21 protein-coding genes are annotated in these 21693 nt (G+C 66.9%); 15 read left to right on the top strand and 6 right to left on the bottom strand.

Features of this window, described 5'->3' with window-relative positions; genetic code table 11:
* Positions 1-150: 150 nt before the first annotated feature.
* Both J8I35_RS05970 and polA read right to left on the bottom strand, forming a co-directional pair.
* Positions 151-1485: an NAD(P)/FAD-dependent oxidoreductase gene (locus tag J8I35_RS05970; RefSeq protein ID WP_050011340.1), complete on the bottom strand. Its 1335-nt coding sequence runs from the start codon at positions 1483-1485 to the stop codon at positions 151-153.
* A 278-nt stretch (positions 1486-1763) separates the two neighbouring features.
* Positions 1764-4517, bottom strand: a complete 2754-nt coding sequence (gene polA / locus J8I35_RS05965) for a DNA polymerase I (RefSeq protein ID WP_209924757.1) — start codon at positions 4515-4517, stop codon at positions 1764-1766.
* Between the two features lies 1 nt (position 4518).
* Here polA and J8I35_RS05960 point away from each other — a divergent pair, with 1 nt between their 5' ends.
* The 4 genes from J8I35_RS05960 (at position 4519) to J8I35_RS05945 (ending at position 7851) form a co-directional block, all read left to right on the top strand.
* On the top strand, positions 4519-5277 hold the full coding sequence (locus tag J8I35_RS05960) for a TIGR00730 family Rossman fold protein (protein WP_050011342.1): 759 nt from the start codon (positions 4519-4521) through the stop codon (positions 5275-5277).
* A 399-nt stretch (positions 5278-5676) separates the two neighbouring features.
* The gene (locus J8I35_RS05955; RefSeq protein WP_124593241.1) at positions 5677-5976 is read left to right on the top strand and encodes a hypothetical protein; all 300 of its coding nucleotides are present in this window, start codon (positions 5677-5679) and stop codon (positions 5974-5976) included.
* Between the two features lie 169 nt (positions 5977-6145).
* The gene (locus J8I35_RS05950; protein ID WP_050011344.1) at positions 6146-7138 is read left to right on the top strand and encodes a helix-turn-helix domain-containing protein; all 993 of its coding nucleotides are present in this window, start codon (positions 6146-6148) and stop codon (positions 7136-7138) included.
* A 149-nt stretch (positions 7139-7287) separates the two neighbouring features.
* The gene (locus J8I35_RS05945; RefSeq protein WP_209924756.1) at positions 7288-7851 is read left to right on the top strand and encodes a Tautomerase enzyme; all 564 of its coding nucleotides are present in this window, start codon (positions 7288-7290) and stop codon (positions 7849-7851) included.
* Between the two features lie 260 nt (positions 7852-8111).
* Here the strand turns inward: J8I35_RS05945 and J8I35_RS05940 are convergent, their stop codons facing one another.
* Entirely contained in the window at positions 8112-9044 is a 933-nt protein-coding gene (locus J8I35_RS05940) for a LysR family transcriptional regulator (protein ID WP_050011346.1), read from the bottom strand.
* Positions 9045-9207: 163 nt separating this feature from the next.
* Here J8I35_RS05940 and J8I35_RS05935 point away from each other — a divergent pair, with 163 nt between their 5' ends.
* The 3 genes from J8I35_RS05935 (at position 9208) to J8I35_RS05925 (ending at position 11531) form a co-directional block, all read left to right on the top strand.
* On the top strand, positions 9208-9666 hold the full coding sequence (locus tag J8I35_RS05935; RefSeq protein WP_089489135.1) for a cupin domain-containing protein: 459 nt from the start codon (positions 9208-9210) through the stop codon (positions 9664-9666).
* A 63-nt stretch (positions 9667-9729) separates the two neighbouring features.
* Entirely contained in the window at positions 9730-10533 is an 804-nt protein-coding gene (locus tag J8I35_RS05930; protein ID WP_050011348.1) for a glucose 1-dehydrogenase, read from the top strand.
* A 26-nt stretch (positions 10534-10559) separates the two neighbouring features.
* A complete protein-coding gene (locus tag J8I35_RS05925; protein ID WP_124593244.1) occupies positions 10560-11531 on the top strand; it encodes an aldo/keto reductase in 972 nt (323 codons plus the stop codon).
* A gap of 863 nt (positions 11532-12394) precedes the next feature.
* On the opposite strand, the gene J8I35_RS05920 is transcribed toward J8I35_RS05925, so the two are convergent.
* Positions 12395-13921, bottom strand: coding sequence for an AMP nucleosidase (locus J8I35_RS05920; protein WP_050011350.1), 1527 nt, complete (start codon positions 13919-13921; stop codon positions 12395-12397).
* Positions 13922-14050: 129 nt separating this feature from the next.
* Here J8I35_RS05920 and J8I35_RS05915 point away from each other — a divergent pair, with 129 nt between their 5' ends.
* The 5 genes from J8I35_RS05915 to J8I35_RS05895 all read left to right on the top strand — a co-directional run bounded on the left by J8I35_RS05915 (position 14051) and on the right by J8I35_RS05895 (position 17582).
* Positions 14051-14461 carry a hypothetical protein gene (locus J8I35_RS05915; protein WP_209924755.1) on the top strand — a complete coding sequence of 137 codons (411 nt, stop codon included), beginning with the start codon at positions 14051-14053 and terminating at the stop codon, positions 14459-14461.
* A gap of 99 nt (positions 14462-14560) precedes the next feature.
* Positions 14561-15559 carry a homoserine kinase gene (locus J8I35_RS05910; RefSeq protein WP_050011351.1) on the top strand — a complete coding sequence of 333 codons (999 nt, stop codon included), beginning with the start codon at positions 14561-14563 and terminating at the stop codon, positions 15557-15559.
* Positions 15550-16359, top strand: a complete 810-nt coding sequence (locus J8I35_RS05905) for a BPSS1780 family membrane protein (RefSeq protein ID WP_050011352.1) — start codon at positions 15550-15552, stop codon at positions 16357-16359. Before J8I35_RS05910 ends, J8I35_RS05905 begins: the two co-directional genes overlap by 10 nt.
* A gap of 189 nt (positions 16360-16548) precedes the next feature.
* The gene (locus J8I35_RS05900; RefSeq protein ID WP_050011353.1) at positions 16549-17001 is read left to right on the top strand and encodes a MarR family transcriptional regulator; all 453 of its coding nucleotides are present in this window, start codon (positions 16549-16551) and stop codon (positions 16999-17001) included.
* Positions 17002-17162: 161 nt separating this feature from the next.
* Positions 17163-17582: an organic hydroperoxide resistance protein gene (locus J8I35_RS05895; RefSeq protein ID WP_050011354.1), complete on the top strand. Its 420-nt coding sequence runs from the start codon at positions 17163-17165 to the stop codon at positions 17580-17582.
* 116 nt (positions 17583-17698) lie between these two features.
* On the opposite strand, the gene J8I35_RS05890 is transcribed toward J8I35_RS05895, so the two are convergent.
* Both J8I35_RS05890 and J8I35_RS05885 read right to left on the bottom strand, forming a co-directional pair.
* Entirely contained in the window at positions 17699-17875 is a 177-nt protein-coding gene (locus tag J8I35_RS05890) for a DUF3563 family protein (RefSeq protein WP_069618521.1), read from the bottom strand.
* 80 nt (positions 17876-17955) lie between these two features.
* On the bottom strand, positions 17956-19065 hold the full coding sequence (locus tag J8I35_RS05885; protein ID WP_209924754.1) for a PHB depolymerase family esterase: 1110 nt from the start codon (positions 19063-19065) through the stop codon (positions 17956-17958).
* A 258-nt stretch (positions 19066-19323) separates the two neighbouring features.
* On the opposite strand from J8I35_RS05885, the gene J8I35_RS05880 reads away from it, so the two are divergent.
* From J8I35_RS05880 to modB, 3 genes are all read left to right on the top strand, one after another.
* Positions 19324-20022 carry a phosphatase PAP2 family protein gene (locus J8I35_RS05880; protein WP_050011356.1) on the top strand — a complete coding sequence of 233 codons (699 nt, stop codon included), beginning with the start codon at positions 19324-19326 and terminating at the stop codon, positions 20020-20022.
* Between the two features lie 179 nt (positions 20023-20201).
* A complete protein-coding gene (gene modA, locus J8I35_RS05875; RefSeq protein WP_209924753.1) occupies positions 20202-20996 on the top strand; it encodes a molybdate ABC transporter substrate-binding protein in 795 nt (264 codons plus the stop codon).
* A 10-nt stretch (positions 20997-21006) separates the two neighbouring features.
* On the top strand, positions 21007-21684 hold the full coding sequence (gene modB, locus J8I35_RS05870; RefSeq protein WP_209924752.1) for a molybdate ABC transporter permease subunit: 678 nt from the start codon (positions 21007-21009) through the stop codon (positions 21682-21684).
* Positions 21685-21693: the final 9 nt, after the last annotated feature.

Here is a 21693-nt window from a genome sequence, read left to right as displayed (position 1 = left end):
CAACTGTCGGATGTGTAAGACTCGATTACGACGCGCGGCGGCACGTCTCGCGCTTCGGCGCGCGACCGAATCCTCGCGAATCGAAAAGAAAAACGGGCGGCGAACACGCACGACATGCGCATTCCCCGCCCGCTCCGCGCGACGACGCGATCAGTGCAGCTTGACGCGCGGCAGCGTCGTGCGCCGCAGCCAGTGCGCGACCGTGTCGAGCATCATCCGCGGATAACCGTGCAGCGCCGCGATGTGCAGCCGGTACAGCGACATGTACATGAAGCGTGCGAACAGCCCTTCGATCAGCATGTTGCCGCCGATCAGCCCGCCCATCAGGTTGCCGACCGCGCTGAAGTGACCGAGCGATACGAGCGAACCGAAATCGCGATACGTGAACTCCGGCTGCGGGCGCCCTTCGAGCCGGCAACCGATCGCCTTGAGCAGGAAACTCGCCTGCTGGTGCGCCGCCTGCGCGCGCGGCGGCACGTTGCGTTCGTTGCCCGGCCATGCACAGGCCGCACAATCGCCGAGTGCGAACACGTTGTCGTCGGTGAAGGTCTGCAGTGTGCGGCGCACGTCGAGCTGACCGAGCTTGTTGACCTGAAGGCCGTCGAGGTGCGACAGCACGGACGGCGCCTTGATGCCGGCCGCCCAGACCGTCAGGTCCGCGCGCACCGCCTTGCCGCTCGCGGTATGCACGAGCCCGGGCGCCACCTCGGTCACGCGCTCGCCGAGCATCAGCCGCACGCCGAGCTTTTCGAGCAGTTCGGCCGTCGCCGTCGACACGCGCTCCTGCAGTGCCGGCAGGATCCGCGGCCCCGACTCGATCAGCACGATGCCGACGTCATGGCGCGGATCGAGCTTGTGCAGCCCGTACACGGACAGCACCTGCGCGGTATTGCGCAGCTCCGCGGACAGCTCGACGCCCGTCGCGCCGCCGCCGACGATCACGACCTGGATACGCGGCTCGGCCGACTCGCCGGGCACGGTGGGCGCCGGTGCCTGGTGCTCGGCGCGCATGCATGCCGCGATCAGCCGCTTGCGGAAGCGTTCGGCCTCCCCGACCGTGTCGAGTGCGATCGCGTTTTCCGGCGCGCCCTGCACGCCGAAGAAGTGGGTCGTGCTGCCGATCGCGATCACGAGCGTGTCGTATTCCAGCTCGCGCGCCGGCAACAGTTCCTCGCCGTCGCTGTCGTTGAGCGGCGACAGCGTCACGCGCTTCGCCGCGCGGTCGAGCCCGGTCAACTCGCCCTGCTGGAACTCGAAGCCGTGCCAGCGCGCCTGCGCCGCATATTCGAGTTCCTGCGTGAACGGGTCCATGCTGCCGGCCGCGACCTCGTGCAGCAGCGGTTTCCAGATGTGAGTCGGATTGCGGTCGACGAGCGTGACGAGCGCACGCGCGGGACGATTGCCGCGCGCACCGTAACGGTCGCCGAGCCGCGTCGCCAGTTCCAGGCCGCCCGCGCCTCCGCCTACGATGATGATCCGATGCATCTGATTCTCCCTTTGCGAGTCGAAACGGCTGCCGCCGGATGAAGCAAACGCGATGCACGCGCGCCGCCCGGTGGATTAACCGGTTCGGACATCATCGATGTGCAGTTCGAAGCACTACGATGCGACCGATCCGGCACGCGGGGCGCGCCGCCCCGCGTCAATGACATGACTGACATGCATTGTCCGGGAGCTTGCGCGTTGACCACAAGCAAACCATCTCGATATTTGGCATCCCTGCAACAATATGCCGCGGGAAGCGGGGAATCGCACGGGGTGCGTCAGTGTGCCTCTTCCCAGTTCGCGCCGGCGCCCACTTCGGCGACCAGCGGCACCTTCAGCTTCGCGACGCCGCACATCATTTCCGGCAGTTTCTCGCGCACGAGCGACAGCTCGCTGTCGGGCACCTCGAGCACCAGTTCATCGTGCACCTGCATGATCATCCGCGACGCAAGCCGGTCGCGCGTGAGCCAGTCGTCCACCGCGATCATCGACAGCTTGATCAGGTCGGCCGCCGTGCCCTGCATCGGTGCATTGATGGCCGCGCGCTCGGCCGCCTGGCGGCGCGGACCGTTGCCGCCGTTGATCTCCGGCAGCCACAGGCGGCGACCGAACACGGTTTCGACGTAGCCCTTCTCCTTCGCGATCGCGCGCGTGTCTTCCATGTACTGCGCGACGCCCGGATAGCGCGTGAAATAGCGGTCGATATAGAGCTTCGCCGCGTCGCGCGTGATGCCGAGATTCGATGCGAGCCCGAACGCGCTCATCCCGTAGATGAGCCCGAAGTTGATCACCTTCGCAATCCGGCGCTGGTCGGAATTGACCTCCAGCGGCGTCACGCCGAACACCTCGGCGGCCGTCGCGCGGTGGATGTCCTCGCCTTGCGAGAACGCGCGCAGCAGCGACGCGTCGCCCGAGATGTGCGCCATGATCCGCAGTTCGATCTGCGAATAGTCGGCCGACACGATCCGGTGGCCCGGCGACGCGATGAACGCCTCGCGGATGCGCCGGCCTTCGGCCGTGCGCACCGGAATGTTCTGAAGATTGGGGTCGTTCGACGCAAGGCGGCCCGTCACCGCGACTGCCTGCGCATAATTCGTGTGCACGCGGCCGGTGCTGGGGTTCACCATCCGCGGCAGCTTGTCGGTATAGGTCGACTTCAGCTTCGACAGCCCGCGATGCTCGAGCAGCAGCTTCGGCAACGGGTAGTCCTCGGCGAGCTTCTGCAGCACTTCCTCGTCGGTCGACGGCGCGCCGCTCGGCGTCTTCTTCACGACCGGCAACTGCAGCTTCTCGAAGAAGATCTGCCCGATCTGCTTCGGCGAGCCGAGATTGAATTCGCCGCCCGCCAGTTCGTACGCCTCGCCCTCGAGTTCGATCAGGCGCGTCGCGATTTCGGTGCTTTGCGCCTGCAGCAGTACGTCGTCGATCAGCACGCCGGTGCGCTCCATCTTGCGCAGCACGAGCGACACCGGCATCTCGATCTCGCGGTACACGCGCTCGAGGCCCGGCTCGCGCGCGACCTGCGGATACAGCGCCTGGTGAAGCTGCAGCGTGATGTCCGCATCTTCGGCTGCATACGCGGCGGCCTGCTCAAGCGCCACTTCGTCGAAACCGATTTGCTTCGCGCCCTTGCCGGCCACGTCCTCGTACTTGATCGTCTTGACGCCGAGATGCCGCAGCGCGAGGCTGTCCATGTCGTGCGTGCGGTGCGATTCGAGCACGTACGATTCGAGCAGCGTGTCGTGCTCGATGCCGTTCAGCGCGATGTCGTAGTTCGCGAGCACCTGTGCGTCGTACTTCAGGTGCTGGCCGACCTTCTTGCGATCGGCCGATTCGAGCCACGGCTTCAGGCGCGCGAGCACTTCGTCGAGCGGAAGCTGCTCGGGCATGTCGGGGCCGCGGTGCGCGACCGGCAGGTAGGCCGCCTTGCCCGGCTCGATCGAGAACGACAGGCCGACGAGCCGCGCGAGCATCGGATCGAGCGCGGTCGTCTCGGTGTCGAACGCGGTCAGCGCGGCCGCATCGATCTTCGCGAACCACGCATCGAACTGTTCCCAAGTCTGGATCGTGTCGTATTCGCGCACGACGTCGGCTGCGATCACCGGAGCCGGCTCGCCTTCCGGCGCGTCGGCGCCGCCGCCTTCGGCCGGTGCGCTCTCGACTTCGCGCAGCCAGGTCTTGAAGCCGTAGCGCGCGAAGATGTCGCGCAGCAGGTCGCGCGCCTCGCCGTCGCTCTTCAGCGACGCTTCGATCGAGTCGAGATGCGGTGCGAGATCGCACGCGGTGTCGACCGTCACGAGCTTGCGGCCGAGCGGCAGGAAGTCGAGCGCGCGGCGCAGGTTGTCGCCAACCACGCCCTTGATGTCGGCCGCGTGTTCGATGACGCCATCGAGGCTGTCGTATTGCGACAGCCATTTCACGGCCGTCTTCGGCCCGCATTTCTCGACGCCCGGCACGTTGTCGACGGTGTCGCCGATCAGCGCGAGGTAGTCGATGATGCGCTCGGGCGGCACGCCGAACTTCGCGAGCACACCGTCGCGGTCGAGCGTCTCGTTGGTCATCGTGTTGACGAGCGTGACGCGGTCGGTCACGAGCTGCGCGAGATCCTTGTCGCCCGTCGACACGATCACGTTCATCCTGTGCCGTTCGGCTTCGCGCGCGAGCGTGCCGATCACGTCGTCGGCCTCGACGCCTTCGACCATCAGCAGCGGCCAGCCGAGCGCGCGCACCGCGTCGTGGATCGGCTCGACCTGCAACGCGAGGTCGGGCGGCATCGACGGACGGTTTGCCTTATAGTCGGCATAAAGGTCGTCGCGGAACGTCTTGCCCTTTGCATCGAACACGCAAGCGCTATACTCTGCACTGACTTCCTTGCGCATACGGCGCAGCATGTTGATGATTCCGTAGAGCGCTCCGGTCGGCTCCCCGCCAGGGCCACGCAAATCAGGCATCGCATGGTAAGCCCGATACAGATAGCTCGAACCGTCAACCAATAGCAGGGTCTTACCTTCCAGATTTCGTTCTTCAGGCATTATGAACAAGAGAAAAGTGATTCCGAGTCTGCGTTCGCTCGCAGATCAAGAGCGCGCGACGGCCAAGAAGGCGCGCGCATCGTGGCAGATGTTCACGATTATGGCAGAGTTTATCGAGGCGACCGAGTACCTGTCGGAGATCCGCCCGGCTGTCAGCATCTACGGTTCTGCCCGCCTCAAACCCGACACGCCGCACTACAAGCTCGCCGCGCAGATCGCGCGCAAGCTGTCGGACGCCGGCTTCGCGGTGATCTCCGGCGGCGGCCCCGGCATCATGGAAGCCGCGAACAAGGGTGCGCACGCCGGCAAGGCGCCGTCGGTCGGCCTGAACATCGAGCTGCCGCACGAGCAGGCCGGCAACCACTATCAGGACATCTCGCTGCGCTTCCGCCACTTCTTCACGCGCAAGGTCACGTTCGTGAAGAATTCGGATGCGGTGATCGTGATGCCGGGCGGCTTCGGCACGCTCGACGAGCTGTCCGAAGTGCTCACGCTGATCCAGACGAAAAAATCGCGCCTCGTGCCGATCATCCTCGTCGGCAGCGAGTTCTGGAAGGGGCTGCTGCAATGGTTCCGCGATCAACTGATTCCGATGGGCCTGATCAATCCGGAAGACATGGATCTGATGCAGGTGATCGACGACCCCGACCAGGTGCTCGACGCGGTGCTCGCGTTCTACGAGGACAGCGGCGAGGAAGAAGGTTCGGACGAAGACGGCCATCCGCCGCGCCCCGAAGAAGACCGGATGTTCTATCTGTAATCCATCCGTGACGTCCACCGGCCCGACGGACGGCGGACGGCGGACGGCTTCCCGCACGGCACGCGTGGCGATCCCGCCACCTGCCGTGTGTCACTTTGTAACGCGCTGTTAATCCCGCGCCGCAGCCGCGCGCCGCCGAATGTCAAATTCGCGCAGCCGGCGCCGTGCGACACAGCGCGGCCCGCCCTGCCCGCAGCCCGCCATTGTCAAACGGTTCGGCGTGGTATCCGCTCCCATGCGCCTGCCGGCCGCCAATCCGCCGTAACAAACACGCCTCGCCTTTTTCGTCGCGTACCAGCACACTGCATTGTGTCGGCGCGGCGTTCCCCCCGGTGGAACGGTCCCCCTCGCTTCCATCGTGTCGCGCCGGCCTCTTATAACGACCTCACGGAAAAGAACATGCAACGCTCGCTGATCGCCCTTGCCTTCGCCGGCCTCGGCCTTTCGCTGTCCGGCCTCGCCCACGCCGTCAACGTCGACGTCAACATCGGCACGCCCGCACCGGTCGTCGTCGCGCCCGCGCCCGTCGTGGTCGCCCCGGCGCCCGCGATCATTATCGGCTGGCATGGCGACCGCTACTGGGACGGCCGCCGCTACTGGGAACGCCGCGAGTGGGAGGATCACCAGCGCTATCGCGGCCGTGACGATCGCCGCGGCTATCACTGCCCGCCGGGACATGCGAAGAAAGGCGAGTGCTGACCGGCACGGCGCGGTCGCTCGATGCACGCAAGGCCGCCCGGGCGCTTCGGCGCCGGGCGGCCTTTTGATCGTCGAGCGCCGACCGCATGAATCGACGGCCTGACGACCCGCGAAATCGCTCGGCACCGGGTGGTAGTATCGCCCTTCTCCGAGGCCATTTCCGCCACTCATGCCGCTCATCCGAATCTGGGTCGTCGATCAGGCCCTTGCATCCGGCGTCGCCGCGCCGACTGACATGCTCGCGGCGGCCAACCATCTCGCCTCGACGACTTCGCAGGGCCGCACGAGCGCACCGTTTCGCTGGCGCGTCGAATCGATCGGCGGACGGCCGGTGCGAACGACCTCCGGCCTGATCATCCCGGTCGATGGCGCGATCGACGGCAGCAGTCCCGCCGACGCGATCTGGCTGACCAGCCCGTTCGTCGCGGATCTCGAGCGGCTGCTCGATCGGCCCGCAACGCTCGCGCCACTGTTCGACGCGCTGCGCCGGCAACACGCACGCGGCACGCTGATCGCGACGTACTGCACCGGCACATTCCTGCTCGCGGAGGCCGGCCTGCTCGACGGCCGCCTTGCCACGACGCACTGGTCGAAAGCATCGAGCTTCCGCGCACGCTATCCGGACGTAGCGCTGCGTGCGTCGGACATCCTGACCGAGCAGGACGGCATCCTGTGCGGCGGCGCCGTCACCTCGTACCAGAATCTCGCGCTGCGACTCATCGACAAACTGGCGAATGCGCGCCTTGCCGCGTCGGTCGCCAGGCTCATGCTGATCGACATGAACCGCGTCTCGCAGGATTCGTTCATCGACCTCGACCGGATGGGCCATCGCGGGCACGACGATCCAACCATCGCGCGCGCCCAGCGCTGGATGGAAAAGCACCTGCGGGAACCCTTCAGCCTCGCCCGGCTGAGCGATCACGTCGCGATGAGCGAACGCTCGCTCCACCGCCGCTTCAGAGACGCCGTGGGCGCGCCGCCGCTCAGGTATCTGCAGACACTCAGGATCGAAGTCGCGAAGCGGCTGCTCGCGGAAACGAAGCTCGCGATCGACACGGTCTGCGAGCGCGTCGGCTACGCGGACATCAGCGGCTTTCGGCAATTGTTCAAGCGCGAGACCGGCATCTCCCCCGGCGAATATCGCCGTCGCTTCACGCCCTAACCTCGCGCAACCGGCATCGGAAACGATGGCGGAAATGGCATCGTCGAATGGCAGTTTCGCCACTCTGCGCGTCAGCATGAGGTTCGTACACTGGATTCACGTCGCCCCGCCTCGGAGCGGCACCCTCTCCACCGAACCAGGACACCATCATGCCGATGATCGACGTATACATTCCCGAAGGCGCGCTCGCACCGGATGCCGAAGCACAACTGATGGAAGAACTGACGGACACGCTGATCCGCCACGAGGGACTCGATCCCGACAATCCGCGCGTGCGGGACGTGACATGGATCTTCGTCCATCGGCCGGCGGCCGTGTATCGCGCCGGGGCGGTCGCGCCCGCGCCGATCTATCGGATCGTGCCGACCGTGCCGGAAGGGCAGTACACGGACGCCGCGCGTGCTGGGCTGATTGCGGACGTGACCGCCGCTGTGGCTCGCGCGGAAGGCGTGCCGATCGCCACCATCGCGGCGCGTGTGTGGGTCTTTCCATCGGAAATCGACGACGGCTGTTGGGGCAGCCGCGGCGTCGTGCGCCGCCTGCCCGACATCATGGACTATTTCGGCGGCGCATCGCTGCGGGCGCTCGGAGAACAGCGGCTGGCGATCAAGCGGCGCACGGATGCGATCGCGATGCTCGAAGCCGCACTCGCCGCGATGCGCGAGACGCATCAAGACCTGTCGCTCGCTCGCACCGCCGAGCTCGCGAACTGATGCTCGGCGAGCGCGTACCGCCTCCCGATGCCCGAACCCGGCTTCAGGTGATGCGGGCATCTGCGGCGCACGCAACGGCGCGGCGACCTCGCCCGACTCGCCACCAGGGTTCGCATTGGCCGTGACGACGTCGCACGGCCCGACGAACGCGCCGATCGCGACCATGACGACTGTCATTGCCAGCCGGGGCTCTTGAAGATGGGCGAGCGCGGAGCGACGACGCGCAGCCGCACGGAGGCTCGCCCGCGATCACGCGTGTGTCATGCCGACACCTCCGCAAACGAAAGCGGTGCGAGATCCGGATGCGCGCCAAGCCGGGCGGCGAGGAAATCCATCAGCAAACGGCTCCTCCGCGGCAGATGCATGCGCTGCGGCATGCACAGGTGCAGGCCGTAACGGCAGGTCACGTGCCGGATCAGCAGCGGCACGAGACGCCCCTCGCGAATGTGCGCGTGAACCGAATAGCCGAAGAACTGGCCGATCGCGGCGCCGCTCAGTACCGTGTCGAGTTCCGCATCGATGTCGTTGGTCGCGATGAACGGGGCGATCTGTCGTGTGTCGACCCGACCATCAACCAGGAATTCCCACGGAAACGGCTTGCCGGTGCGCGGATACAGGAACGCGGTGCAACGATGATCGCGCAGCGCGTCGATCGTCTGCGGCTCGCCGTGTCGACGCAGATACGCGGGCGCCGCGCAGACGATCAATTGCAGATCGGCGATGCGTCGTGCAACGAGCCCGCTGTCGGGCAGATTGCCGGTCCGCACGGCGATGTCGATCCGCTGCTCGACGATGTCGGCCATGTCGTCGCTGACGATCAGCTCGGCCGTGACGCCCGGCTGCCGGTCGCAGAATTCGCCGAGCAGTGGCGCGAGAAAGCGCCGAGCCAGCGAATACGGCGCCGCAACACGGATCGTGCCGGCCGCGTGCGCCCGATCGTCGTCGAGCATGCGCAGCGCGCTCTCCAGTTCCCCGACAGCGCCGCGGCACTGTGCAAGCAAACGCTCACCCTCGAGCGTCAGCACGATCCCGCGCGTCGAGCGCTGGAGCAGCCGCACGTTCAACAGCGCTTCCAGCGCCGCGACCTGCTTGCTGGCCGCTTGCGGCGTCATGCCCAGCTCGCGGGCGCCCGCGCTGATACCGCCCGCGGCCGCGATACGGACGAATACCGTCAGCGCCTTCAACCGATCCATTCGCAGCTCCCGTCAAGCCCGGAACGCCCGGGCGATCGTCCCTGGCATCGTAACGCCTGTCCGATCGGTTGAATCGGTTTCAACCGGTCAGGTGCTATTCGCGCGGCACCCTGCTTCGCACAATGGCGCTGTCTGGATACCCGGGGCCAAACGGCCCGTCGCCATGAACACATTTTCATTTTCAGTCGTTTCGCGAACCGTCTTCGCGGCCGCATTGATCGTCGCCGGTTCGCCGCGAGCAATCGCACAGGAAGCGGACGCGGGCAGCCGCGTGACCGAGACGGTACTGCTGCGAACCACGCATGCGTGGGACGGCTCGCGATATCGCACCTATCCGTCAGGACAACCGGAAATCACGGTCGTACGCTACACGATTCCGCCGCACGCGGTATTGCCGTGGCATACGCATCCGTCGATCAACATCGGCTACGTGCTGTCGGGCCACCTCACCGCCGTGCGCCGCAGCGACGGCAAGCGGCTGGCGCTCGGTCCCGGCGACGTGGTGCCGGAAATGATCGACGGCGCCCATCGCGGCGAGACCGGCGACGAGCGCGCCGAACTGATCGTGTTCTACGCCGGTACGCCTGGCGCGCCCCTGACGGTGCCCGACCGCCAGGACTAAGCACCTCGACCCTGCCCCCGGCCAGTCGGCCGGCTCGTTTCCCTTCACATGGAGCAACTCGTCATGTCCGATTCACGGAGCCTGTCAACCTCTTCCGCCGCGACGCGGCCCCGGCTCGACGGACGCGTCGCGCTCGTCACCGGCGGCGGCACCGGCATCGGCCGGGCGGCCGCGCTCGCATTCGCGCGTGAAGGCGCCCGCGTCGTCGTTGCCGGACGGCGCGCGGCGCCGCTCGACGAAACCGTGCGCGCGATTACCGGGCGCGGCGGCGAAGCCTTCGCGATAACCATCGACGTCGCCTCCGCCGATGGCGTGCGTGCGCTCGTCGACGCAACGATCGGACGCTACGGCGCATTGCATGCGGCATTCAACAATGCGGGTACGGAAGGGGCGTTCGCGCCGATCGTGGAACAGACCGAGGCCGATTTCGACACGGTGATCGCCACCAATCTCAAGGGTACGTGGCTGTCGATCAAATACGAAATGGAGGCAATGCTCGCGCACGGCGGCGGTGCGATCGTCAATACGTCGTCGTGGCTCGCGAAAGGCGCGCTTGCCGGCTCGTCGACCTATTCGGCCAGCAAGGGCGCGCTCGATGCGCTGGTGCGCGCGGTGGCGCTCGAAGGCGGCCCGCACGGCATCCGGATCAACAACGTGAACCCCGGCATCATCGATACGCCGATGGCGCGCCGTTTCGGCGACGACGAGATGTTCCGCCCGTTCGCCGCATTCACGCCCGCCCGGCGGATCGGCACGCCCGAAGACGTGGCCGACGCGGCCGTCTGGCTTTGCAGCGACGAAGCGCGCTTCGTGACGGGCGAATCGCTCCTGGTCGACGGCGGCTACACGATCGGCGGCATGCGCTGACCGGCACTGCCACGGAGGAAGAACCGATGGAATACGTGAGACTGGGAGCGTCCGGGCTGAAGGTGTCGACGCTGTGCCTGGGCTGCATGACCTACGGCGACCCGTCATGGCGCCCGTGGGTCGCGACCGAAGAGGTGGCTCGCCCTTTCATTCGCACGGCACTCGATGCGGGGGTGAATTTCTTCGACACGGCCGACATCTACTCGGGCGGCGAGAGCGAGCGCATTCTCGGGCGCGCGCTGCGCGATTTCGCGACGCGCGACGACGTGGTGATCGCAACCAAGGCGTTCTTTCCGACCGGCGACGGGCCGAATGCGCGCGGGCTGTCGCGCAAGCATCTGCTCGCCAGCATCGATGCGTCGCTGCAGCGCCTCGGGACGGATTACGTCGATCTCTACGTGATCCACCGGTTCGATCCGGACACGCCGATCGAAGAAACGCTCGATGCGCTCGATACCCTCGTGAGGAGCGGCAAGGTCCGCTACCTCGGCGCGTCGTCGATGCATGCATGGCAATTCATGAAGATGCTCGCGTTTCAACGGCATCACGGACTCGCCCGATTCGTGTCGATGCAGAGCCAGTACAGCCTGATCTGCCGCGACGACGAGCGCGACATGCTGCCGCTTTGCATCGCAGAAGGGATGGCCTACACGCCGTGGTCCCCGCTCGGCCGCGGGCTACTGGCCGGCTCGCGTGATGCGGCGACGACGCGGGCCGCAACCGACCGGCAAATGGTGTCCTGGTACGACGGGCGCGACGCGGTCGCGGCGACCGTCGATGCGGTCAGGCAGGTGGCGCAGGCGCATGGGCTACCGCCCGCGCGGATTGCCCTGGCGTGGGCGCTGCACCGGCCCGGCGTCACCGCGCCGATCGTCGGGCTGTCGAAGCCGCATCACTTGGACGATGCGCTCGCGGCGCTCGATCTGACGCTCGACGATGCTGAAAACGCGTTGCTCGAGGTCGCGTTCAATCGAACGGTCGAACCGGTGCAGTGGTAACGGCGATGCGGGGAGCTGACCCGGTTGAAGGCGTGCGCTGCGCGAAGACAACGGAACGTGCGGCCCGCGCCACTGGAGCACATGCAGTTCAACGCACCCAACTGACGCCGCCGACGGCGACGCAGACGAATACCGTCACCGCCTTCAATCGATCCTCCGTGCCGGGCACGCCTTCATGACGCCGCTCAGAACGGAGACCGGAGCGATCACAATGACGGGAAAAAGCCGACGGCTGATGAACGATGAAATCTCCAGGCTGCCGGTGTCTCCCCCGGGCTTGCGCAGTAGAGGCCGCTCCGTCGCGCCATCGACGCGTTCCCTTCCCTGTCGCGCTTCAACCTGCGAACGAGGCGCACCCAAGGATGGGCGCGCCTGTTTCACGGCTTACTTAACGATGTAGCACCAACACGGTTTGGGTTTGCTCGGGCCGACCACTGCGACAGGTTTGCAAGGATCGGACGGGCCGAGCACCGCTTCTCTTTCGCAAGGCGGCTGCGGCTTGGATGGACCGATCACCGCTTGAGCCATGGCCGATAGCGAAGCAGTGAGCATCAGGGAAGCCAGCAGGATTTTGATTTTCATCGGATATGTCTACTCTCAATATTATAGGAATCAATTGGATCGGCTGTTCGCCGTTCCTTCGTGCGGGCGTCGGAGAACGCCACGCAGGAGAGCATATTCTCGATGACAAGGACAAAACTATAGGACAACTTCCAAATTGGAGAAAATGGTCGCGTCCGAGTACGAAGGCCACATTGCGGCCACGACGAGTGTCCCGGCGACCGGATGGGTGACGCAGGGCAGGCGCGCGCCGGCCGCCGCAAAGCCCGGCAGCACATCGCCCCGCCTGCCAGTCATGCGCGTTACTGGAACGCCACTTCCGCGAAGCTCCGCAGCTTCCGGCTATGCAGCTTGTCGAGCCCGTTCGTGCGCAGGATCTCCATCGCCTTCACCCCGATCTGCAGATGCTGGTCGACCTGTCCGCGATAGAACGTGTCGGCCATACCCGGCAGCTTCAGCTCGCCGTGCAGCGGCTTGTCCGACACGCACAGCAGCGTGCCGTACGGCACGCGGAAGCGGAAACCGTTCGCGGCGATCGTCGCGCTTTCCATGTCGAGCGCGATCGCGCGGCTCTGCGACAGCCGCTGCACGGGCTCCCGATGGTCGCGCAGCTCCCAGTTGCGGTTGTCGACGCTCGCGACCGTGCCCGTGCGCATCACGCGCTTCAGTTCCACGCCCTCGAGCCGCGTGACCTCGGCCACGCCGCGCTCGAGCGCGAGCTGCACTTCGGCCAGCGCCGGGATCGGCACCCATAGCGGCAGGTCGGCGTCGAGCACGTGATCTTCCCGCACGTAGCCGTGCGCGAGCACGTAGTCGCCCAGGCGCTGCGTGTTGCGCAGCCCCGCGCAGTGGCCGAGCATCACCCACGCGTGCGGGCGCAGCACCGCGATGTGATCGGTGATCGTCTTCGCGTTCGACGGGCCGACGCCGATGTTGACCATCGTGATCCCGCTGCCGTCCGCGCGCTTCAGGTGATACGCAGGCATCTGCGGCAGACGCGGCGGCGCGGTGCCCTCGGCCGGCTCGCCGCCGAGGTTCGCGTTGTACGTGACGACGTCGCCCGGCTCGACGAACGCGCTGTACTCGCTGCGGTACGCGCGCACCTCGGGATCGTCGCTTTCCGTCATCATCGTGCGGCCGAGCTTCACGAACTCGTCGATGTAGAACTGGTAGTTCGTGTAGAGCACGTAGTTCTGGAAATGCGTGGGCGACGTCGCCGTGTAGTGGCGCAGCCGATGCAGCGAGAAGTCGACGCGCGCGGCCGTGAACAGCGCGAGCGGATGCGGCTCGCCCGGCGCCGGCTCGAACGTGCCGTTGACGATGCGGTCGTCGAGATACGACAGGTCGGGCGTGTCGAAGATGTCGCGCATCGCGAGCAGGCGGTCGCGATCGAGCTCGCCCTCGAGATGGATGCCTTCCGGAAACGCGAAATGGATCGGAATCGGCTGCGACGACACGCCGATCTCGATCTTGACATGGTGGTTCTTCGCCAGCAGGCGCAGTTGCTCGCGGTAGTAGTTCGCGAAGAGATCGGGGCGCGTGACCGTCGTCTCGAATACGCCCGGCCCCGCGACGAAGCCGTACGAGCGGCGCGAATCGACGTGCGTGTTGACGTCGGTGCGGATCCGCACGAACGGATAGCATGCGCGCACGTGCTCGGTAATCGCTTCGTGGCGGCGATAACGCGCGAACGCATCGCGCAGGAAGCCCGTATTCGTGTCGTAAATGGCGGACAGCCGCGCGACGGCAGCGATCGGATCGTCGAAAGCCTCGATCGACGGGCTTTCGGGCGACAGCACACGGTGCCGGCGGCTCAAATCGTTCTTCATCGTCATTACCTCGTCTGATCCGACGACATTACCACGGAACCCGGTCGCGCTTATGGCCGCCCCTGCGCACGCCGGGGCCGGATGGCGCGCAGTATTTGCTAAAATCGGTAGGTTCACTGGAGACTCATCATGAAGCCGCTCATTTTCGTCGCCGCTGCCGTCGCGTTTGCCGCCGCCAGCGTCGCTCATGCCGCCGGCGGCACGCCTGACGCCGACGCGCCGGGCGCCGCTGCGCAGGCCCGGGCCGAGGCCAACGAAGCCGCCGGCCTGCCCGATCTCCGCAAGATCAACCGGCCGGGCGCCGAAGTCACGTCGAAAGTCGACTTCGCCGACATCCGCCGCACGCCGAGCTTCCACGAAAAGAGCAAGAACGGCACCGAAGTCACCGAGTACCGCGACCGCGGCAAGCCGGTCGAGATCGACGTGAAGTCGAACTTCGGCACGCGCTACCAGATGAGCTCGACGCCCGACACGTCGCCGAAGCCGCACGACGCGGGCATCCCGATCACGCGCCTGCCGTCGCTGAACCTGCGCTACTGATTCCGAGGCGCCGCGCCCCGACCGCGCCGCCCCGCCCCTTCACCCGCTGTCGCGCCGCACGCCGCCCGCGTGCCGACACCCTGACCTGACGCATCCCGCATGGCCGTTTTCACCGCTGTTTCCGACTCCGATCTCGCGCAATGGATGCGCCACTACGAACTGGGCGACGTGCTTGCGTTCCGCGGCATTCCGTCCGGTATCGAAAACAGCAATTTCTTCCTGACGACGACGCGCGGCGAATACGTCCTCACGATCTTCGAAAAGCTCACGGCGCAGCAGTTGCCGTTCTACCTCGACCTGATGCGCCACCTGGCCGCCCACGGCGTGCCGGTGCCGGACCCGGTCCCGCGTGACGACGGCGCGTTGTTCGGCGAGCTGCACGGCAAGCCGGCCGCGATCGTCACGAAACTCGACGGCGCGGCCGAACTCGCGCCCGGAGTCGAACACTGCATCGAGGTCGGGCAGATGCTCGCGCGCCTGCACCTCGCGGGCCGCGACTATCCGCGCAGCCAGCCGAACCTGCGCAGCCTGCCGTGGTGGCAGGAGAACGTGCCGGCGATCGTGCCGTTCATCACGGACGCGCAACGCACGCTGCTCGAAGGCGAGCTCGCGCACCAGGCCGGCTTCTTCGCGTCGGACGACTATGCGGCGCTGCCGGCCGGCCCATGCCATTGCGACCTGTTCCGCGACAACGTGCTGTTCGCGCACGCGGCGCCCGGCACCGGCCACGACGTGCGGCTCGGCGGCTTCTTCGACTTCTATTTCGCAGGCTGCGACAAGTGGCTGTTCGACGTCGCGGTCACCGTCAACGACTGGTGCGTCGACCTCGCGACCGGCGTGCTCGACGTCGCGCGCGCCGATGCGCTGCTGCGCGCGTACCAGACGGTCCGGCCGTTCACGGCCGAGGAACGCCGCCACTGGAGCGACATGCTGCGCGCGGGCGCGTACCGCTTCTGGGTGTCGCGCCTGTACGACTTCTACCTGCCGCGCGCGGCCGAGATGCTCAAGCCGCACGACCCCGGCCATTTCGAACGCATCCTGCGTGAGCGTATCGCGCATACGCCCGCGCTTCCCGAGATCCAAACCGCATGCAACTGATCGAAGTGCCCGCGAAAACGGGCTATGTCTGGTTCCGTCAAGGCATCTGGCTGTTCCGCCGGAATCCGCTCGCGTTCATCACGCTGTTCTTCACGTATCTGCTCGCGATCACGCTGGTGTCGATGGTGCCCGTGATCGGCTCCGCGCTGCCGCTGGTGTTCATTCCCGGCATCGCGGTCGGCTTCATGGCCGCGTGCCGCGACACGGTGGCCGGCAAGACCGTGATGCCGACGATCCTCGTCGACGGCTTTCGCTCGTACGGCACCGTCGCGACCCAGCGGCTGCTCGTGCTCGGCGTGATCTACGTCGCGTCGATGGTGCTGGTGTTCGCCGCGTCGTCGCTCGTGGACGGCGGCGCGCTGTTCCACGTGATGATGGGCGCGGCCGACGAAGCGAACACGACGCCCGAGACGCTCGCCGCGCAAGGCACGCTGGGCGCGCTGTTCTTCGCGACGCTGCTCTATCTGCCGGTCGCGATGCTGTTCTGGTTCGCGCCGGTGCTGGTCGCGTGGCATGACGTTCCGCCCGCGAAGGCGCTGTTCTTCAGCGTCGTCAGTTGCTGGCGCAATCGCGGCGCGTTCGTCGTGTACGGCGTGCTGTGGTTCGCCGTCGCGCTCGGCACGTCGCTCGCGCTGTCGCTGCTGCTGCAGGCGCTCGGCGCCGGCGCGTACGCGCTGACGATCATGATGCCGGTGACGATCATCATCGTCACGATGCTGTACTGCTCGTTCTACGCGACCTATCGCGGCTGCTTCGGCGTACAGGAACCGGGCGCGACGACGACGATGTCGGGCCGCTGACCCTCTCCCGGCCGGCGCGCGTCGTCAGCGCCGCCGCGCTGTTTCCAGCACCGGGTCGTCGCCCCGCGCGCTTCTGATCTCTCCCTTTTCCGGTATCCAAAGCTTCGGGCGCCTCTGTTCAACCCGATCTTTTGCGCGCAAAATAATTTGCGTACAAATCGTTCGCGCATCCGACGCGCTTCCCGAATCATGGATCGCCCGCCTTCCCTGCCCCAGACGCTCGACGAGCAACTCTGCTTCGCGCTTTACTCGACTTCGCACGCGATGACGAAGGCGTACAAGCCGCTGCTCGACAAGCTGTCGCTGACCTATCCCCAATATCTCGCGATGCTCGTGCTGTGGGAGCGCGACGACCTGGCCGTAAAGGACATCGCCGCGCGGCTCGACCTCGATCCGGCCACGGTCACGCCGCTGCTCAAGCGGCTGGAAGCGCTCGGCTACGTCGAGCGCGTGCGCAGCGCGGCGGACGAACGCGTCGTCAACGTGCGCGTGACGTCGGAAGGCCGTGCGCTGAAGGACCGCGCGCGCTCGGTGCCCGCCGACCTCTTTTGCGCGATGCAACAGACACCCGACTTCCTGATCAGGCTGCGCGCCGATCTCCAGCAGTTGCGCGACGCGTTGTCGGTGGCCAACGAACGCTGACGCTCGCACGCTGAAACTCGGACCGACCTACCCGGCGCCGCCGGTTTTTTTAAAAATTTGATTTGCACACTAATCATTTGTGTTCTATATTCTGGTCATGGCCGGCGACATCCCGTCCAACCGGACCGCTTTCTCCCTCTCTTCCCGACAGGAGCTGCACGATGAACATTCTGTACAAGACCAGCGCCACGAGCACGGGCGGCCGCGACGGCCGCGCGGTATCCGCCGACCACAAGCTGGAAGTGAAGCTGGCCGCGCCGCGCGAACTCGGCGGCACGGGTGCGGAAGGCACGAATCCGGAGCAACTGTTTGCCGCAGGTTACTCGGCCTGTTTCCTGAGCGCGATGAAATTCGTCGCGGGCCAGAACAAACAGACGCTGCCGGCCGATACGCAAGTCACCGCGGAAGTGGGCATCGGCCCGAACGACGCAGGCGGCTTCGGGCTCGACATCGAGCTGCGCGTGTCGCTGCCGGGGCTGGACAAGAACGACGCGCAAACGCTGGTCGACAAGGCGCACCACGTGTGCCCGTATTCGAACGCCACGCGCAACAACGTGCCGGTGCGCCTGACGGTCGTCTGACGCAACGCAGGTTGCGGCTTCAGTAGAGTACAAAAAGGGCGCGTGCGGCTCCATGCCGCACGCACCCTTTTGCGCGATTCGTCGAAATGGCGGGCCGGCAGGCCCGCGTGCGCCGCTTAGCGCGCGCCGATCGAATACGGACGGTTCATTGCCGCGTCGCGATCGATCTTGCGCATGCGGAATTCGAGATCGTAGATGTCGGTGGCTTCGGCCAGGTACGCGTCGGCGCGCTCTTTCGCGGCCTTTTCAGCGTTCTTGGTCAGCATCAGGAAGAGGTGGCTCAGCAGGTACATGGTCGATCTCGCTGTTCAAAGGTTCTGGACTAGGGTTTTCCCGAATTATAGGGAAAACCCTAGTCTTTGACCAGCGTCGATCAAACGGTGCGTCGTTCGGTCGCCACAGTGCGGCGATGGGCTTCGAAAAAAGCCCAGATCATCGCGCTGGCGTCGGGGCCGACCGCCGCGTGAAACGGCACGGCTTCGTCGCCGCCGGCCCACGCGTGATCGAGCCCTTTCACGTGGCACAGCCGCACGACCGGCTCGCCGTCGCGGCACACGTCGGTAATCTGGACGCCCGTTTTGCGCGTCTCGACGCGCTCGCCGCCGCGCAGCGCGCCCCGGCTGTCGGCGAGCCCGTTCAGGCGCATGAACTGGACGGTCAGCTGATCGGCATTCTTCGGCGCGACGACATGATCGCCGTCGCCCTGGACGATCAGCGCGGGCATGCCCGGATACGTACCGGCATCGACCAGCGCGTCGACCGCCGCGGCCGGGTTCTGCCGCAGCCCGCGGCGCATCACGTCCATCGCGGTGATGCCGGAATTCGCTTCGCCGAACGCGGGGCCCGAGTGCAACGCGACCGCCGCGAAACGGTCCGGGTGGTGCAGCGCAAGCAGCGACGCAAGCCCCGCGCCGGCCGACAGCCCCGCGACGTAGACGCGCGACGCGTCGAAGCCGTGCGCGTCGACCAGCGCGTCGACCAGCGCCGCCACCGTGTCCGCCTCGCCGCGCCCCGCGCGGTCGGTGTCTTCATACCAGTGCCAGCATCCATGCGCGTGCGCGCGCGGCGACTGTTCCGGGTACAGCACCGCGAAGCCGTGCTTGTCGGCCAGCAGGTTCATTCGCGTGCCCTGCGCGAATTCGTCCGCCGACTGCTGGCACCCGTGCAGCATCACGACGAGCGGCATCGCGCCACGCCGGCGGCCGGGCGGTACGTAAAGCCCGTACGCGAGATTCTGGACGAGGCGGCCGAGCGCGGGCGCCATCGGATGTTCGCCGCGCGTCCACTCGCCCGCCGCCCACGCGGCCGCGCGCGGCCGCACGCGCGATTCGCGTGGCGGGGACGGATCGGACACGGCGGGAGAGGCCGCGGCCTCGAGTGCGTCGCGCGTGATGCGCTGCGCGTCGCGCGCCGCGCGCTTGGCGACCGGGGACAGCATGCGTTTCATGCCGCCCAGCCACACCTTGGTCAGACTTTTGGTCATCGATCGGGCTCGCAGTCAGGAAAAATAGGGGCGCGATGAAGGCGCCGCAACGGATGCATCGTTTGACTTTGTGCAATGCACCATAACATTGTTTCCAGGATTTTTCCTGCTCGCCGAGCGTGCCCGGCAGCGCAAAAAACGGGCCTCATGCGGACGCGGCGCTATACTGGGGTTTGGTCGCTTGTATCCGTTGTAGTCGTTCTTCCCGGCTCGCGCGTTGATTTAAGCATTGTCCCGCCTTCGTTCGTCCCCTTCCCGATGTTCGACCTGCCCGCTCACCTGTGGATCATGATCACCGCGTTCGGCGGCGCCGGCCTGACGTTGCCGCTCGCGATCACGATAGCCGTCTGGCTCGCGCTCGGCTACTCGTGGCAGCGCGCGGCCGCGTGGCTCGGCGTGCTCGCGGCCGCGATCGGCGTGGTGGCGCTCACGAAGATCGCGTTCCTCGGCTGGGGCATCGGCATCCGCGCGTGGGATTTCACCGGGTTCAGCGGCCATGCGATGCTGTCGACGTCGGTGTATCCGGTCGCAATTTTCCTCGCGCTGATCCGCACGCGCACGCCGGTGCGAATCGCCGGCATCGCGCTCGGGCTGGCGGCCGGCGTCGCGGTCGGCGTGTCGCGGGTCGCGCTCGACGCGCATTCGCCGTCCGAATCGATCACCGGCTGCATCGTCGGCGCGATCGCCGCGCTCGCGTTCATCGCCGGCTCGTGGCGCGCGGCGCCGCACCGCTGGTCGGTGCCGGCGGTCGTCGCGAGCCTCGCGCTCGTCACCGTCGCGCTCCACGGCCTCACGGTGCCGTCGCATCGCTGGGTCACCAAGGTCGCGCTGGAACTGTCGGGCCACGAGCGCCCGTTCGTCCGCGCGCGCTGGAAGGCCAATCCGAACTACCATCCCGCGTCGCAGCCGTCGTCGCTGCAGCGCACCGAATCGGCGCCGCCTGTGCTTCACGCGTGACCGGCCGCCCGGCCGCCCGTTTTCACCGCCTGTTTTCACCGCCTGTTTTCACCGCCTGTTTTCACGTCTGATCTTCACGTCTGATCATTTCATGCGCACCGCCGCATGAGCAGTATGTCGAGCGTTATAACCCGCCCTATATTACGATGACGGTTTCCACCCATTCACGACGAACTCCCATGCGCTCAACCGTCCGTCCGCTTCGCCGCGCCCTGCTTCGCTTACTGCCGATCGCCACGCTCGCCGCCGGGATCGCGCTCAGCGCGCCCGCTTGCGCCGCCGACGAACTGGTCGTGTCGGCGGCCGCCAGCCTGACGAACGCGTTCAAGGCCGTCGGCGACGCGTACGAGAAGCAGCATCCGGACACCAGGGTGCTGTTCAACTTCGGCGCATCGGACGTGCTGATGCAGCAGATCGCCAAGGGCGCGCCGGCCGACGTGTTCGCGTCGGCCGACCAGAAGGCGATGGATCGGGCGGTGAACGAGAAGGTGATCGTGCCCGGCACGCGCCGCGATTTCGCAGCGAACTCGCTCGTGCTGATCGTGCCGGCGGACAGCCGCGCGGCCGCGCCGACGTCGCTGAACGACCTGACCGCGCCGGGCGTGAAGCGCATCGCGTACGGCGACCCGGCGTCGGTACCGGTCGGCCGCTACACCGAGGGCGCGCTGCGCGCGGCCGGGGTGTGGGATGCGGTCAGCGCGAAGGGCGTGCTGGCCGCCAACGTGCGCCAGAGCCTCGACTACGTCGCGCGCGGCGAGGTCGACGCAGGCTTCGTGTTCGGCACCGACGCGGCGATCATGCCGGGCCGCGTGAAAATCGCGCTGACGGTGCCGACCCAGACGGCCATCACCTACCCGATCGCCGTGGTCAAGGACAGCCGCCACGCCGCGCAGGCGCAGTCGTTCATCGATTTCGTCGCGTCGCCGCAGGGCCAGGCCGTGCTGTCGACGTTCGGCTTCAAGCCCGCCAAGTGAGCGAATCGCGATGCAAGACGCCTGGGTCCCGCTACTGCTGTCGCTGAAGGTTGCCGGCTGGGCGACCGCGCTCGACATCGTGCTCGGCGTCGCGGCCGCGTTCATGCTCGCGCGCTGGCGCTCGCCGCTGCGCGACGTCGTCGATTCCGTGCTGACGCTGCCGCTCGTGCTGCCGCCGACGGTGCTCGGCTATTACCTGCTCGTGCTGCTCGGCCGGCGCGGCGTGTTCGGCGCGTGGCTCGACACGTTCGGCATCGAACTGGTGTTCACGTGGCAAGGCGCGGTGATCGCGTCGATGGTCGTCGCGTTTCCGCTGATCCTGAAATCGGCGCGCGCGGCGTTCGAGGGCGTCGATCCGCATCTCGAGCGCGCCGCGCGCACGCTCGGGCTCGGCGAAGCCGCGGTGTTCTTCCGCGTCACGCTGCCGCTCGCTACGCGCGGGATTCTCGCCGGGGCGCTGCTCGCGTTCGCGCGCGCGCTCGGCGAATTCGGCGCGACGCTGATGATCGCCGGCAACCTGCCCGGCCGCACGCAGACGCTGTCGGTCGCGATCTACGCGGCCGTGCAGGCCGGCGACGACAACACGGCCAACTTCCTCGTGCTGGTGACGTCGATCACCTGCGTGCTCGTGCTGCTCGCGACCGGCTGGCTCGTGCCGTCGCGCGCCCGGCGGAGCAAGTTGACTTGACGTCCTCCT

This window comes from Burkholderia sp. CpTa8-5 (assembly GCF_017815045.1).
Lineage (GTDB): Bacteria > Pseudomonadota > Gammaproteobacteria > Burkholderiales > Burkholderiaceae > Burkholderia > Burkholderia sola.
Note: the sequence above shows the minus strand (reverse complement) of the source record. Positions and strands in the feature narration are given on the sequence as shown.

Bases quoted from the DNA above. Each gene is read 5' to 3' on its own strand.
- J8I35_RS05905 (WP_050011352.1), top strand. From the start codon at position 15,550: ATGCAACTGATCGAAGTGCCCGCGAAAACGGGCTATGTCTGGTTCCGT.
- J8I35_RS05900 (WP_050011353.1), top strand. From the start codon at position 16,549: ATGGATCGCCCGCCTTCCCTGCCCCAGACGCTCGACGAGCAACTCTGC.
- J8I35_RS05915 (WP_209924755.1), top strand. From the start codon at position 14,051: ATGAAGCCGCTCATTTTCGTCGCCGCTGCCGTCGCGTTTGCCGCCGCC.
- J8I35_RS05885 (WP_209924754.1), bottom strand. From the start codon at position 19,065: ATGACCAAAAGTCTGACCAAGGTGTGGCTGGGCGGCATGAAACGCATG.
- J8I35_RS05930 (WP_050011348.1), top strand. From the start codon at position 9,730: ATGTCCGATTCACGGAGCCTGTCAACCTCTTCCGCCGCGACGCGGCCC.
- J8I35_RS05945 (WP_209924756.1), top strand. From the start codon at position 7,288: ATGCCGATGATCGACGTATACATTCCCGAAGGCGCGCTCGCACCGGAT.
- J8I35_RS05880 (WP_050011356.1), top strand. From the start codon at position 19,324: ATGTTCGACCTGCCCGCTCACCTGTGGATCATGATCACCGCGTTCGGC.
- J8I35_RS05970 (WP_050011340.1), bottom strand. From the start codon at position 1,485: ATGCATCGGATCATCATCGTAGGCGGAGGCGCGGGCGGCCTGGAACTG.
- J8I35_RS05940 (WP_050011346.1), bottom strand. From the start codon at position 9,044: ATGGATCGGTTGAAGGCGCTGACGGTATTCGTCCGTATCGCGGCCGCG.
- J8I35_RS05935 (WP_089489135.1), top strand. From the start codon at position 9,208: ATGAACACATTTTCATTTTCAGTCGTTTCGCGAACCGTCTTCGCGGCC.
- modB (WP_209924752.1), top strand. From the start codon at position 21,007: ATGCAAGACGCCTGGGTCCCGCTACTGCTGTCGCTGAAGGTTGCCGGC.
- J8I35_RS05950 (WP_050011344.1), top strand. From the start codon at position 6,146: ATGCCGCTCATCCGAATCTGGGTCGTCGATCAGGCCCTTGCATCCGGC.
- modA (WP_209924753.1), top strand. From the start codon at position 20,202: ATGCGCTCAACCGTCCGTCCGCTTCGCCGCGCCCTGCTTCGCTTACTG.
- polA (WP_209924757.1), bottom strand. From the start codon at position 4,517: ATGCCTGAAGAACGAAATCTGGAAGGTAAGACCCTGCTATTGGTTGAC.
- J8I35_RS05920 (WP_050011350.1), bottom strand. From the start codon at position 13,921: ATGAAGAACGATTTGAGCCGCCGGCACCGTGTGCTGTCGCCCGAAAGC.
- J8I35_RS05910 (WP_050011351.1), top strand. From the start codon at position 14,561: ATGGCCGTTTTCACCGCTGTTTCCGACTCCGATCTCGCGCAATGGATG.
- J8I35_RS05890 (WP_069618521.1), bottom strand. From the start codon at position 17,875: ATGTACCTGCTGAGCCACCTCTTCCTGATGCTGACCAAGAACGCTGAA.
- J8I35_RS05925 (WP_124593244.1), top strand. From the start codon at position 10,560: ATGGAATACGTGAGACTGGGAGCGTCCGGGCTGAAGGTGTCGACGCTG.
- J8I35_RS05895 (WP_050011354.1), top strand. From the start codon at position 17,163: ATGAACATTCTGTACAAGACCAGCGCCACGAGCACGGGCGGCCGCGAC.
- J8I35_RS05960 (WP_050011342.1), top strand. From the start codon at position 4,519: ATGAACAAGAGAAAAGTGATTCCGAGTCTGCGTTCGCTCGCAGATCAA.
- J8I35_RS05955 (WP_124593241.1), top strand. From the start codon at position 5,677: ATGCAACGCTCGCTGATCGCCCTTGCCTTCGCCGGCCTCGGCCTTTCG.